We start from the raw sequence: 12,785 nt of genomic DNA, 5'->3' as shown, positions 1-12,785 counted from the left end.
GTGTGTCAGACCCGCGGCCCGCGACCAGCGGGCCGGCTAAACAGCAATGAGAGTCCTGGCACGGGTCGAATCATACCCGTCAGGCCTGACGCTCCGCGACGGTGATACCGGCGTGGCCCGGGATGGGGGAATCCATCGTCGTCAGTGCCACCCCGGCCGCTTCGAGCGGGATCACCGAGCCGACCAGGCGGCCCGGGTCGAGGCGGCCCCGGGCGACCAGATCCATCATCGGCGGGTAGTCGGCCGCGGCCATGCCGTGCGAGCCGACGATCTGCAGTTCGCGGGCGACCACCAGGTCCCAGGGCAGCGGCGCGCGGGCGTCGGCCCCGAGCATGAGGCCGACCTGCACGTGCCGGCCGCCGCGGCGCAGGCTGCGCACCGAGGCCTCGGCGGTGGCGGCCGAGCCGTAGGCGTCGATCGCGATGTGCGCCCGCTGGTCGATCTCGTGCACGATCACCGCGCCCAGCGCGGCGGCCATCGAGTTGGCCGCGGGCGACGGGTCGACGGCGAGCACCTCGAGGCCCAGCGCGGTCGCGATCATGATGGCCGACAGGCCGACGCCGCCGCAGCCGTAGACCGCCACCACAGCGTCGTCGGGCACCGGCCCGTGCCCGGTCAGCGCCCGGAACGCGGTGGCGAAGCGGCAGCCCAGCGCGGCCGCGGCGACGAAGCCGACGCTGTCGGGCAGCCGCACCAGGTTGGTGTCGGCGGCCCGCACGACGACCCGCTCGGCGAACGACCCGGCGTGGGTGAAGCCGGGCTGGGCCTGGTCGGGGCAGATCTGGGCCCGGCCCGTCACGCAGAACTCGCAGCGGCCGCAGCCGTTGACGAAGGGCGCGGTCACCCGGTCGCCCAGGGCGAAGCCGCGGACGGACGGGCCGACCGCGACGACCTCGCCCGCGAACTCGTGCCCGGGGATGTGCGGCAGCGGCACCGGGTCGTGCCCGCGCCAGGCGTGCCAGTCGGAGCGGCACAGCCCGGTCGCCCGCACCTCGATCACGGCGCCGTCGGCCGGGCAGACAGGCTCGGGCACCACGGCGACCCGCGGGGGCGCCCCGACGGCGTCGTAGACGATGGCCCGCATCAGCGTTGCGCCCGGGCCGACGCGTACAGGCAGACGGCGGCGGCCGCGGCCAGGTTCAAGCTCTCGGCCCCGCCGTAGATGGGCACGCGCACCTGCCGGTCGGCCCCGTCGAGCAGCGCCGGAGGCAGGCCGTGGGCCTCCGACCCGAACAGCCACGCGGTGGGGGCGGCGAGGACGCCGTCGTCAGCCAGGGTGTCGAGGTCGTCGGCGCCGTAGCCGCTGGTGGCGAGCACCTGCAGACCGGCTTCACGCAGCGGTGTCACGACGTCGAGCGGGGAACGGACCACATCTACATGAAACAACGACCCGGCCGACGCGCGGACGCATTTCCCGTTGTACGGGTCCACAGCATCACCCGCGAACACGACCGCACCCGCTCCGGCCGCGTCCGCCGTACGCAGAATCGTGCCCGCGTTGCCGGGGTCACGGACCTCCGCCACCACGGCGACGAGCCGCGGCTTCTTGCCCAGCGCCTCCTTCAGCGGCACGTCCACCTGCTCGCACACCGCCACGATGCCCTGCGGCTGCACAGTCTCGGCCAGCGCTGCCAGCCCGTCCTCGCTCACGAGCGACACCACTTCGGCGTGAGCTACCAGATCGGCATACCGCTCGACCGCGTCGCCGGTGGCGAACAGCTCGACCACCACGCCCGCGGCCAGCGCCTCACGCACCGCCTGCTGCCCCTCAGCCAGAAAGCGCCCGGTCTGATCGCGATCCCGGCGCCGCTGCAGCTTCCGCGCGTTGGCAACCCTGGGCGTGCGCGAGGTGAACGTCATCAACCGATCCAAGTCTTCGTGTCCGAGGCCGTCGTCGCCGGCGTCGCGCTGTGCCCCACCGGGCGCGCTGCCAGGCTGGGTCCGGGCCGGGGCGGGTTTGGCTTTGGTTTTGGGTCTTGAGCGCAACCACTCACGCACGCCGCCGGTGTGGGTTTCGCGTTCTGGACGCGCCAGCGGCCAGCGAAGCCCGCGCCGGTCCCCGCGGGAGCGACGGTCCGCACCCGCCACCCAGCCGGGACATCCAGAATTTGATCTTGATCCGCTGTTCTCAAATGCCGCAGGCGCCTCCCGAGATGATCGGGAGACGCCTGCAGGAGAAAACGAGAACTAAGCAGCCTGGGCGGCGGCGCCACCCGTGCCCTCAGCGGCAACAGCCGCCTTGGCAACCTCGACGATGGCGGCGAAAGCAGCCGCGTCGTTCACCGCGAGGTCAGCCAGGATCTTCCGGTCGACCTCGATCTCAGCCAGACGAAGACCCTGGATGAGGCGGTTGTAGGTCAGGCCGTTGGCCCGGGCGCCCGCGTTGATGCGCGTGATCCACAGCTGGCGGAAGTCGCCCTTGCGGTCACGACGGTCCCGGTACGAGTACTGCATCGAGTGCAGCATCTGCTCCTTGGCCTTGCGGTAAAGGCGGGAGCGCTGACCGCGGTATCCGCTGGCGGTCTCCAGCAACGTGCGACGCTTCTTCTGGGCGTTCACTGCCCGCTTGACGCGTGCCATTTCGGTACTCCTAACAGGGGAACGGGTGTGGCGCGCGTCAGCGGCCGAGAAGCTTCTTGACTCGCGGAAGGTCGGCCTCGGCGATGACGACGGTGCCGGTCATGCGCCGGGTGACGTGCGAGGACTTGCCCTCGAGGAGGTGGCGCTTGCCGGCCTTCTCGCGGACGATCTTGCCCTTACCGGTGACCTTCACCCGCTTGCCGGTGCCGGTGTGGGGCTTGAACTTAGGCACTTGGAGCCTCTTTCTGATCTTTCCGCACGTCAGGGGGCCCACTGGCCCCCTGATGCGTGTGGAAAAGCTGTCTATTCTGCGGTGGTGGTGGAAGTCTCGGCCTCGACCGGAGCTTCGCCTTCGCGAGGCTCGCGGGCGGGCTTGGCGGCGCCGGCGACGGCGGCCACGGCCGCGGCCTTGGTCGCCCGATGCGGGGCCAGCACCATGATCATGTTTCGGCCGTCCTGCTTCGGGCTGGCTTCCACGAATCCCAGCTCCGAGATCTCTTCGCTGAGCCTGCGCAGGAGCCGGAAACCCAGCTCGGGGCGGCTCTGCTCGCGACCGCGGAACATGATCGTCACCTTGACCTTGTCGCCCGCCTTGAGGAACCGCACCACGTGACCCTTCTTGGTCTCGTAGTCGTGCGGGTCGATCTTCGGGCGGAGCTTCATTTCCTTGATGACGGTCTGCTGCTGGTTGCGCCGCGCTTCGCGTGCCTTCAGTGCGCTCTCGTACTTGAACTTGCCGAAGTCCATGAGCTTGCACACCGGCGGCCGCGCCATGGGAGCAACCTCGACCAGATCCAGATCGACATCCGCGGCCAGCTGCAGGGCGCGCTCGAGCGGGACGATGCCCACCTGCTCACCCTCAGGGCCGACCAATCGGACCTCACGAGCACGGATCTGTTCGTTAACGCGTGGTTCGACGCTGATGGGGCCTCCTCAGAACGGTTACTTTGTCTGCCAATGTCGGTCGGCCCCGCGCCCTCGACAAACCGGGCGCCGGGAAAGCAGAAGGCCCCGCAGGCGCTTTCGCGCATGCTGGGGCCCGCTCGACCGGTCATCGACGCCCGTGAGGACGCGCCCCGGACGCCCTTGCGGGCGCCCAGGTGACCGGACCCGGCCCTCGGTAAAGGGCGGCGGGTGGGAACCAGCGGGCTCCTCTTTCGCGCCCTGCCGTGAAGCAGGGCGTGGTCGACGACGCCAACTCTACCAGGTTGCAGCCTTCAGTCGGGTCCGGGGTGGTGGCGGGGTGGTTGGTCGGGTTGTCACGCGTCGACGGCCGCCGCATGCAGCTTGCGCAGGGTGCGTACGCCGTCGACGGCGTAGTCCTTGTCAACGGCCTGGAGGGCGTGCACCGAGATCTGCTCGTCGTCGAGCAGCTCGAGCTGGGCCCACGGCGAGTTCCGGTCGAAGCGCACCTTGCGCACCACCGACCAGGGCAGGTCGTAGCCGCCGACGACGTTGCGCACGCGGATGTGCTCGGCGTCGGCGATCACCCGGGGGCGCAGGAAGGCCAGCACACCGAGCCCGATCAGGATGCCGAGCCCGATCATGGCGGCCTGGTCGCCGCGCTGGAACGAACCGGAGTTGTCGAACCCGGCCGACCCCTTGAGGCCGAAGCTCAGCACGGTGAAGAGCCCGGCCACGGCGACCGCGATCGGAATGGCCACCCAACGGATCTTCCGGGGCCGGTAGGTCACGGTCGTCTCATCCACAGCCTTCACGGTACTCACAGCCGACTTCACGCTCCTCACAGTCTGCAGTTCGCGATGTCGGTGACCAGGATGGCCCGGGCGCCCAGCTCGTAGAGCTCGTCCATGATCTTGTGGACGTCGGACGTCGGCACCATCGCCTGCACGGCCACCCAGCCCTCCCGGTGCAGCGGCGAGACCGTGGGCGACTCGATGCCGGGGGTCAGGCCGGTGGCCTGGTCGAGCAGATCGGCCCGCACGTCGTAGGCCAGCATGACGTAGCTGCGGGCGACCAGGACGCCCTGCAGCCGGCGGACGAGCTGGGCGGCGCCGGCGTTGTCGCGCTCGGCCCGCCCGATCAGGATGGCCGACGAGCGCAGCAGCGGCTCGCCCAGCGTGACCAGGCCGGCCTGACGCAGTGTGGCGCCGGTCTCGACCACGTCGGCGATCAGGTCGGCCACGCCGAGCCGCACCGCGTTCTCGACCGCGCCGTCGAGCCGCACGACGTCGGCCTTGAGCTCGTGCTCGGCCAGGTAGCGCTCGACCACCCCGGGGTACGCGGTGGCGATGCGCTTGCCGCCGATCTCGTCGGCCGACGTGATGGAACCGGACGGTGCGGCCCAGCGGAAGGTGGCGCCGCCGAAGTTGAGGTCGAGCACCTCGGACGCCGGCACGCCGGAGTCGACCAGCAGGTCGCGCCCGGTGATGCCGAGGTCGAGGTCGCCCGAGCCGACGTACGTGGCGATGTCGCGCGGCCGCAGGTAGAAGAACTCGACGTTGTTGGCCTCGTCGCGGCAGATCAGGTCTTTGGGGTCGGTGCGCTGGCGGTAGCCCGCGTCACGCAGCATCTGGGAGGCGGGCTGGGACAGGGTCCCCTTGTTGGGGACGGCGATGCGCAGCATGGCAGGACGTGCTCCTTCGTCTGGGGGATCACCAAAGAGTCAGCACGTCACAGATGTCGATAGACGTCCTTGAGGTCGAGGCCGGTCGCGATCATCAGGACCTGGGCCTGGTAGAGCAGCTGGGAGATCTCCTCGGCGGCCCGCTCGGGGCCCTCGTGCTCGGCGGCCATCCAGGACTCGGCCGCCTCTTCGACGACCTTCTTCCCGATGAAGTGGACTCCGCGCTCCAATGCCGCGACAGTGGACGAACCGGGGGTTCGTTCCGCCGCCTTCGCCTGGAGCTCGGCGAACAACTCTTCGAACGTCTTCACGGGGAGCATTTTGCCAACTCGTCACGGGATGGCGACGAACGCCCCCAGCAGGTGAGACGTGTTCTAGGCTCCCGGGCATGGTCAGCCGATTCACCCTTATCACCACCGGCGGCGCCGTCCTCGCGCTCGCCGCCCTCGCGGGCTGCTCGCCCGTTGAGGAGAACGCCTCCCCCGCGGCCTCGGCGAGCGCCTCCGGGGACGTTTGCCCTGCTGGAGCCCTTGCCACCAAGACCGCCGGCAAGTTGACGATCGGCACCGACACGCCGGCCTACGAGCCGTGGTATTCCGACAACGACCCGAAGAACGGCAAAGGCTTCGAGTCCGCCGTCGCGTACCAGGTCGCCCAACGTCTGGGATACTCGCAGGACAACGTGATCTGGACCTCTGTGACGTTCAACAACGCCATCGCGCCCGGTCCGAAGGCCTACGACTTCGACATCAACCAGTTCTCGATCACCCCCGAACGGCGCAACGCCGTGGACTTCTCGTCGCCGTACTACCTGGTCCGGCAGACGGTGATCACCACCAAGGGCTCGAAGATCGCGGGCGCCAAGTCGCTGGCCGACCTGCGGAGCGCCAAGCTCGGGGCCCAGGTCGGCACGACCAGCTACCAGGCGGTCACCGACCTGATCAAGCCGAGCACCAAGCCGTCCGTCTTCAACAACAACGACGACGCCAAGGCCGCTCTGGTCAACGGCACCGTCGACGGCATCGTGGTCGACCTGCCGACCGCGTTCTACATGACCGGGGCCGAGCTCGACAACGGCGTCATCGTCGGCCAGCTGCCCCAGGTGGGCGTGCCCGAGCAGTTCGGCCTGGTGCTCGACAAGGGCTCGGCGCTGACCGGCTGTGTGAGCACGGCGGTCGACCAGCTGCGACAGGACGGCACCCTGGCCGTACTGGAGAAGACCTGGCTGGCCGGCAGCAGCGGGGCCCCCGAACTCCAGTGAGCCCCACGCCGCCCTACCGCTTGAGCGACGTTCAGCAGGACCGGATCTCTTTCCGCCGCCGGAAGGCGGTCCGGTCCGTGCTGCTCGCCGCGCTCTCCACCGCGATCGTCGGCACGCTGCTGGGCGTGCTGGTCACCGGCGCGCCGGGGTGGGACCGGGTGCGCCAGTCGTTCTTCGATCCGCGCATCGCCCGCGAGTGGCTGCCCGAGATCCTCGAGGGACTCTGGCTCAACGTCCGCATGCTCGTGTTCTGCGCGATCGCGGCGCTCGCGCTGGGCCTGCTCATCGCGGTGCTGCGCACGCTGCGGGGTCCGGTGTTCTTCCCGGTCCGGGCGCTCGCCACCCTCTACACGTACTCGTTCCGGGGTCTGCCGCTGATCATCGTGATCTACCTGATGGCCTTCGGCGTCCCGGGCCTGCGGCTGCAGGGCACCCCGAGCGTCACCGTGCTCGGCGGGGCGGCCATCGTGATCACGTACGGGGCCTACCTGGCCGAGGTGTTCCGGGCCGGCATCGAGTCGGTGCACCCGAGCCAGATCGCCGCGGCGCGCTCGCTCGGGCTCACCTACCGGCAGTCGATGCGTTTCGTGGTGCTGCCCCAGGCGGTCCGCCGGGTGGCGCCGCCGCTGCTCAACGACACCGTCGCCCTGCAGAAGGACGTGGGGCTGATCTCGCTGGCCGGGCCGATCGACGCGATCCGGGCGGCACAGATCGGCGTGGCCCAGACGGCGAACTTCACCCCGTACGTGGTGGCCGGCGTGCTTTTCGTGCTGCTGGCCCTGCCGCTGATCGGCATCACCGACTGGGTGACGCTCCGGGCGGCCCGACGGCAGAACGCGGGGACCTGAGATGGTGCTGTCCTGCACGGACGTCCGCAAGACGTTCGGCGCCAATGTGGTGCTCGACGGGCTCACCCTCGACGTCGGCGAGCACGAGGTGGTGGCGCTGATCGGCGCCTCCGGTTCGGGCAAGTCGACGCTGCTGCGCTGCGTGAACCTGCTGGCCGAGATCGACGACGGCGTGATCCGCCTGGACGGTGCGGACATCACCGATCCGCGGGTGGACCCCGACTCGGTCCGCCAGAAGATCGGCCTGGTCTTCCAGTCGTACAACCTGTTCCCGCACATGACCGTGCTCGACAACATCACGCTGGCCCCGGTACGCGTGCACAAGCGCTCCGCCGCCGCGGCGCGCGAGCAGGCGATGGAGTGGCTGAACCGGGTCGGCCTGGCCGACAAGTCGGGCAGCTACCCCGACAAGCTCTCGGGCGGCCAGCAGCAACGCGTGGCGATCGTGCGAGCCCTGGTCAACAGCCCGCGCCTGCTGCTGCTGGACGAGGTGACCTCCGCGCTCGACCCCGAACTGGTCGGCGAGGTGCTCACGATGATCCGCGACCTCAAGGGCGAGGGCATGACCATGGTGCTGGCCACGCACGAGATGGGCTTCGCGCGGCAGGTGGCCGACCGGGTGGCGTTCCTCGACAAGGGCCGCGTCCTCGAACAGGGCCCCCCGGAACAGGTGCTCGGCGATCCGGTGGAGGCCCGCACCCGCCAGTTCCTGGCCCGCATCATCGAGGCCGGCCGCCTCTGAGAGCATGGCGCGGTGTTGCGGGCGCATGACATTGTGCAACGGCGGGCACGGGGGTGAACCGCCGATCACGGGGAGGCGGCCCTCATGCTCCGCTGAGAGGACCGCTATGCGTCGTTTCACCGCATTTCTCGCCGTCCTGACCGCCCTCATCATCGGCTCGGTGCTGCTGCTCGCCCCCGGCGCGCAGGCCGACACCGGGCCGTCCACCACCCGCGTCGTCACCGCCGACCGCGCGGCGCAGGGCGAGCGGGTGGTCGTGACGCTCAGCGCCACCTGCCCGGCCGGCGCCACGATCAAGGTCGTCGTCACCGTCACCGCGGCCAACGACAACCGCATCGCGCAGGGCGCCCGTCAGAAGAAGGTGGACTGCGCGGGCACCGCCCAGCCGATCGAACTGCGCGTGGAGCACAACCCGATCGGCGCGATCTTCATCGTCGGCGCGGCCACGGCGACCACCGTGCGAACGGTCTGCGACGACTCCGGCTGCGACACCATCTCCTTCGACGAGACGATTCGGATCAGCTGATGCGCAAGATGATCGCCACTGCCCTCGCCGCTGTCCTGCTCATCGCGCTGAGCCCCGCACCGGCCCGCGCCGCGGCCACCACCGAGATCGAGCTGTTCGGGACGACGCTCGCGGCCCGCGGCGCCGCGGTCGACGTCAACTTCGGCATCACCTGCCCGGCCGACGTCGAGGGCACAGCCACCGTCTCGGTCACCCAGACCCGCGACGACGGCCTCACCGCGAGCGGGGTCGTGGTCGACGAGTTCTCGTGCCGCAACGGCGGAATCCTGAACATCGCCCGGGTCACCGCCAGTGTCCTCGGGGCGCCCTTCGAACGCGGCCGGGCCCGGCTCACCATGCTGGTGACCGGGGCCGCCCCGATCAACCAGAACGTCCGCCTGCAGAACTGAGGACCGGCGCGGTCCGGACGCCGAGGCGCCCGGACCGCGCTGTCAGTCCTTGGCCAGGTCGCGCAGCACCAGAGCGGCGTCGAGCACGGCCACCGTGGACTGCCAGCCCTTGTCCTCGACCGAATCCTCCAGGCCGGCCCGGTCGCGGGCCTGCCCCAGGCTGTGTACGGTCAGCACGCCGTGGCCGACCGGGGTCCGCTCGTCGAGCGCGACCCGGGTGAGCCCCGAGGTCACCGAATCGTTCACGTACGAGTAGTGGTCGGTCTCGCCCTTGATCACCACGCCCAGGGCGACGACGGCGTCACACGTACGAGCCAGCGCCTGCGCCACCACCGGCAGCTCGACCGAGCCCGCCACCCGGGCCACCACGACGTCCGTGACGCCGCACTCCTCGGCCGCCGCCCGGGCCCGCTCGATCATGTGGTCGATCAGGTCGGAGTGCCAGCGCGCGCCGACGATGCCGAGCCGCAGCCCGGCCGCGTCGACCGTCTCCATCTTCGGATCACCGAAACCGGCCATGTCGCCCCCTCTTAGAAGTCCATCGTCACCCGCGACAGGCGGGAAATCAGCCCAACGCCTCGAACAGGTGCCCCATGCGGTCCCGCTTGGTCCGCAGGTAATGCACGTTCTCGGGGTGCAGCCGCACCGGCAGCGCCTCGCGACCCGTGATGGTCAGCCCGTAGCCCTCGAGGCCGGCCCGCTTGGCCGGGTTGTTGGTGAGCAGCCGCATCGAGCGCACCCCCAGGTCGTACAGGATCTGGGCGCCCGTGCCGTAGTCGCGGGCGTCGGCCGGCAGGCCCAGCTCGAGGTTGGCGTCGACCGTGTCGAAGCCGCGGTCCTGCAGCTGGTAGGCCTGCAGCTTGTGCAGCAGCCCGATCCCCCGGCCCTCGTGGCCGCGCATGTAGAGCACGACACCCCGGCCCGCCTCGGCCACCCGCTCCAGGGCGGCGTCGAGCTGCGGGCCGCAGTCGCAGCGGTGCGAGCCGAAGACGTCGCCGGTCAGGCACTCCGAGTGGACGCGGACCAGCACGTCCTCGCCGTCGCCGAGGTCGCCGTAGACAAGGGCCACGTGCTCGCCGTCGTCGGTCAGCGCCCGGTAGCCGACCGCGGTGAACACGCCGTGCTCGGTGGGGAGCCGCGTCTCGACGACCCGCTCGACCTGGGTCTCGCGGTGCCGGCGGTAGGCGATCAGCTCGGTGATGGAGATCAGCGCCAGATCGTGCTCGGCCGCGAACTTCTCGAGGTCGGGGCGGCGCTGCATGGTGCCGTCGTCGTTCACCATCTCGCACAGCACGCCCGCGGGCCGCAGGCCGGCCAGCACGGACAGGTCGATCGCGGCCTCGGTGTGCCCGGGGCGGCGCAGCACGCCGCCCGCCTTGGCCCGCAGCGGCACGACGTGGCCGGGGCGGGAGAGGTCGGTCGGCTGGGTCTCGGGCGCGGACAGCAGGCGGATGGTACGAGCCCGGTCGGCGGCCGAGATGCCGGTGGCCACGCCCTCGCGGGCGTCGACCGTCACCGCGTACGCCGTGCCCCGCGCGTCCTGGTTGGTGTGGAACATGGGCGGGAGGTCGAGGCGGTCGGCCTCGTCCTCGGTGATCGGCACGCAGATGTAGCCCGAGGTGTAGCGCACCATGAAGGCGACCAGCTCCGGAGTGGCCTTCTCGGCGGCGAAGATCAGGTCGCCCTCGTTCTCGCGGTCCTCGTTGTCGACCACGATCACGGCGCGGCCGGCGGCGATGTCCGCGATCGCCCGCTCGACGTTGGCGAAGGACTCAGACATGACGATCTCCCAGCATCTTCTCGACGTACTTGGCGATCACATCGACTTCGAGGTTCACCGGGTCGCCGACGTCCTTGGCGCCCAGCACGGTCAGCTTCGAGGTGGTCGGGATCATGCCGACGCTGAACGTCTCGTCGTCGACGGCCATGACGGTCAGCGAGACCCCGTCGACGGTGATCGAACCCTTCTCGACCACGTACTTCGCCAGCTCGGCGGGGAGCGAGAAGCGCACGACCTCCCAGTCGGCGGCGGGCTCACGGGCCACGATGCGCGCGACACCGTCGACGTGGCCCTGCACGAGGTGACCGCCGAGGCGGCTGCCCAGGGCGGCCGCGCGCTCCAGGTTCACCTGGCTGCCCGCCTCGAGCGCGCCGAGTGAGGAGCGGCGCAGCGTCTCGCCCATCACGTCGGCGGTGAAGACGCCGTCGACGTTGTCGATCACGGTGAGACAGACGCCGTTGACCGAGATCGAGTCGCCGTGCCGTGCGTCCGAGGTGACCAGCGGCCCGCGGATCTTCAAGACCGCGGAGTCGCTGCCGTCGTCGGTCAGGCTTTCGACGTGACCGAGTTCTTCGACGATGCCGGTGAACATGAGGCTGCTCCTGAATCCGGTTAGGGCCGGTGGGTGGGACGGTCGGATGGCTTCTGGCGGAGCGATGCTGTGAAGCGCAGGTCGGGGCCGATCTGCGTGATGTCCTTGAGGTCGAGTTCCAACGCGTCGGCGATGGTGCCGATTCCGGCCTCGACCAGAGCCGGCTTGCCGGCGCCGAGCAGTTTGGGCGCCACGTAGCCGATGACCTGGTCGACCAGGCCCGCCTCGAGGAAAGCGCCGGCCAGGGTGGGCCCGCCCTCGAGCAGCACCGAGCGCACGCCGCGGCCGAAGAGGGCGGCGAGCAGCGCGGACAGGTCGACCCGGCCGTCCGGCCCGGCGCCGAGTTCCCGCCTGGTGGCGATCCAGGTGGGTGCGGCGGCGTCGTTGACGCGCGCCTTCTCCGGCGTACGGCCCTCCGAGTCGACGACCACGCGGAGCGGCTGCTTGATGGCGAGGCTGCCGTCGCGCAGGTCGCGCACGGTGAGCTGGGGATCGTCGGCGATGACGGTGCCCACGCCGGCCACGATCGCGTCGACCGTGCTGCGCAGCACGTGCACGTCGGAGCGGGCCGGGGCCGACGTGATCCACTGGCTGGTGCCGTCGGCGGCGGCCGAGCGCCCGTCCAGCGTGGCGGCGAACTTCCAGGTCACGTACGGGCGGCCGCGGCGCACGGCGGTCAGCCAGGCGACGTTGCCCTCGGCCGCCTCGAGGCGGCGGACGCCCGTCTCGACCTGCACCCCCGCGGCGCGCAGGGTGACCGCGCCGCCGGCCGCGACCGGGGTCGGGTCGTCGACCGCGATCACCACCCGCTCGACGCCGGCGTTGATCAGGGCCTGGCTGCAGGGGCCGGTGCGGCCGGTGTGGTTGCAGGGTTCGAGGGTGACGACGGCGGTGCCGCCGCGGGCGCGGTCGCCGGCCTGGGCCAGGGCGACGATCTCGGCGTGCGGCCCGCCGGCGTAGGCGTGGAAGCCCTCGCCGACGACCTCGCAGTCGGAGTCGAGCAGGATGCAGCCGACCACCGGGTTGGGGCTGGTCGTGCCGAGTCCGCGGGCGGCCAGCGCGATTGCGCGGCGCATCGCCTCGTCCTCGGTCACCATCGGTGTCTTCCTCTCGCGCGGTGCGATCACGCGCGGGCAGGAAAAGGCAGAAAACGCCGAAATCGGGCACGAGGGTACGCTGCGCGTACCCCGGCCGGGGGCTGGGCAGCCCTCGTTCCGATGCCGACGCGCTGTCTCCCATCCGGACTGTCTGACCAGGCGGCGCCTGATCAACCGTCGGCCCTGGAGTCTCACCAGGTCCACCGTCCGTCGCAGAACGACGTCCGGGTCGCGGGCTTACCGATCGTCAGAATCACTTCTGATGATCGGATCACCGCCGGTTCGGAATTTCACCGAGTCCCGCCAGCGCGTGGTGGGTCACCCCCGAGTTTTACACGACTCCGGGACTTTGCCACCCCCCGGGCGAGCCATGTCACAGGTGC

General features: G+C 70.6%; 17 protein-coding genes and 1 riboswitch. Of the genes, 5 read left to right on the top strand and 12 right to left on the bottom strand.

Annotated elements, in window-relative coordinates; genetic code table 11:
- Window positions 1–79: 79 nt before the first annotated feature.
- The 8 genes from KXC43_RS22370 to KXC43_RS22335 form a co-directional block, all read right to left on the bottom strand.
- Window positions 80–1,084, bottom strand: a complete 1,005-nt coding sequence (locus KXC43_RS22370) for an alcohol dehydrogenase catalytic domain-containing protein (RefSeq protein WP_221378070.1) — start codon at window positions 1,082–1,084, stop codon at window positions 80–82.
- On the bottom strand, window positions 1,084–1,860 hold the full coding sequence (locus tag KXC43_RS22365; RefSeq protein ID WP_221378069.1) for a TrmH family RNA methyltransferase: 777 nt from the start codon (window positions 1,858–1,860) through the stop codon (window positions 1,084–1,086). The genes KXC43_RS22370 and KXC43_RS22365 overlap by 1 nt, the downstream gene beginning before the upstream one ends.
- Before the next feature lie 327 nt (window positions 1,861–2,187).
- Window positions 2,188–2,580, bottom strand: a complete 393-nt coding sequence (gene rplT / locus KXC43_RS22360) for a 50S ribosomal protein L20 (protein ID WP_221378068.1) — start codon at window positions 2,578–2,580, stop codon at window positions 2,188–2,190.
- A 37-nt stretch (window positions 2,581–2,617) separates the two neighbouring features.
- Window positions 2,618–2,812, bottom strand: coding sequence for a 50S ribosomal protein L35 (gene rpmI / locus KXC43_RS22355; RefSeq protein ID WP_221378067.1), 195 nt, complete (start codon window positions 2,810–2,812; stop codon window positions 2,618–2,620).
- A 71-nt stretch (window positions 2,813–2,883) separates the two neighbouring features.
- A complete protein-coding gene (gene infC, locus KXC43_RS22350) occupies window positions 2,884–3,504 on the bottom strand; it encodes a translation initiation factor IF-3 (protein WP_221378161.1) in 621 nt (206 codons plus the stop codon).
- A 335-nt stretch (window positions 3,505–3,839) separates the two neighbouring features.
- Window positions 3,840–4,289, bottom strand: a complete 450-nt coding sequence (locus tag KXC43_RS22345; RefSeq protein WP_438870907.1) for a PH domain-containing protein — start codon at window positions 4,287–4,289, stop codon at window positions 3,840–3,842.
- Between the two features lie 35 nt (window positions 4,290–4,324).
- Window positions 4,325–5,167, bottom strand: a complete 843-nt coding sequence (hisG, locus tag KXC43_RS22340) for an ATP phosphoribosyltransferase (RefSeq protein ID WP_221378066.1) — start codon at window positions 5,165–5,167, stop codon at window positions 4,325–4,327.
- 47 nt (window positions 5,168–5,214) lie between these two features.
- On the bottom strand, window positions 5,215–5,478 hold the full coding sequence (locus KXC43_RS22335; protein ID WP_127503214.1) for a phosphoribosyl-ATP diphosphatase: 264 nt from the start codon (window positions 5,476–5,478) through the stop codon (window positions 5,215–5,217).
- Between the two features lie 77 nt (window positions 5,479–5,555).
- Between KXC43_RS22335 and KXC43_RS22330 the strand changes: the two genes are divergently transcribed.
- From KXC43_RS22330 to KXC43_RS22310, 5 genes are all read left to right on the top strand, one after another.
- Entirely contained in the window at window positions 5,556–6,428 is an 873-nt protein-coding gene (locus KXC43_RS22330; RefSeq protein WP_221378064.1) for an ABC transporter substrate-binding protein, read from the top strand.
- A 20-nt stretch (window positions 6,429–6,448) separates the two neighbouring features.
- Window positions 6,449–7,276, top strand: a complete 828-nt coding sequence (locus KXC43_RS22325; RefSeq protein WP_255644561.1) for an amino acid ABC transporter permease — start codon at window positions 6,449–6,451, stop codon at window positions 7,274–7,276.
- A 1-nt stretch (window position 7,277) separates the two neighbouring features.
- Window positions 7,278–8,018 carry an amino acid ABC transporter ATP-binding protein gene (locus KXC43_RS22320; RefSeq protein WP_221378062.1) on the top strand — a complete coding sequence of 247 codons (741 nt, stop codon included), beginning with the start codon at window positions 7,278–7,280 and terminating at the stop codon, window positions 8,016–8,018.
- Window positions 8,019–8,124: 106 nt separating this feature from the next.
- The gene (locus tag KXC43_RS22315; RefSeq protein WP_221378061.1) at window positions 8,125–8,544 is read left to right on the top strand and encodes a hypothetical protein; all 420 of its coding nucleotides are present in this window, start codon (window positions 8,125–8,127) and stop codon (window positions 8,542–8,544) included.
- Entirely contained in the window at window positions 8,544–8,933 is a 390-nt protein-coding gene (locus tag KXC43_RS22310) for a hypothetical protein (protein ID WP_221378060.1), read from the top strand. Before KXC43_RS22315 ends, KXC43_RS22310 begins: the two co-directional genes overlap by 1 nt.
- A 42-nt stretch (window positions 8,934–8,975) precedes the next feature.
- Here KXC43_RS22310 and ribH read toward each other — a convergent pair whose 3' ends face one another.
- The 4 genes from ribH to ribD are packed head-to-tail and all read right to left on the bottom strand — an operon-like array spanning window position 8,976 to window position 12,402.
- On the bottom strand, window positions 8,976–9,452 hold the full coding sequence (gene ribH, locus KXC43_RS22305; RefSeq protein ID WP_221378059.1) for a 6,7-dimethyl-8-ribityllumazine synthase: 477 nt from the start codon (window positions 9,450–9,452) through the stop codon (window positions 8,976–8,978).
- A gap of 46 nt (window positions 9,453–9,498) precedes the next feature.
- A complete protein-coding gene (locus tag KXC43_RS22300) occupies window positions 9,499–10,713 on the bottom strand; it encodes a bifunctional 3,4-dihydroxy-2-butanone-4-phosphate synthase/GTP cyclohydrolase II (protein WP_221378058.1) in 1,215 nt (404 codons plus the stop codon).
- The gene (locus tag KXC43_RS22295) at window positions 10,706–11,305 is read right to left on the bottom strand and encodes a riboflavin synthase (RefSeq protein WP_221378057.1); all 600 of its coding nucleotides are present in this window, start codon (window positions 11,303–11,305) and stop codon (window positions 10,706–10,708) included. Before KXC43_RS22295 ends, KXC43_RS22300 begins: the two co-directional genes overlap by 8 nt.
- A gap of 20 nt (window positions 11,306–11,325) precedes the next feature.
- Window positions 11,326–12,402 (bottom strand): bifunctional diaminohydroxyphosphoribosylaminopyrimidine deaminase/5-amino-6-(5-phosphoribosylamino)uracil reductase RibD, encoded by a 1,077-nt coding sequence (ribD, locus tag KXC43_RS22290; protein WP_221378056.1) that lies wholly within the window; start codon window positions 12,400–12,402, stop codon window positions 11,326–11,328.
- 126 nt (window positions 12,403–12,528) lie between these two features.
- Window positions 12,529–12,714, bottom strand: a riboswitch (FMN riboswitch).
- Window positions 12,715–12,785 lie beyond the last annotated feature (71 nt).

The sequence above is a fragment of the Paractinoplanes polyasparticus genome, from assembly GCF_019710575.1.
Lineage (GTDB): Bacteria > Actinomycetota > Actinomycetes > Mycobacteriales > Micromonosporaceae > Actinoplanes > Actinoplanes polyasparticus.
The sequence above is the reverse complement of the archived record's forward strand: the minus strand, read 5'-3'. Positions and strand labels throughout refer to the sequence as shown.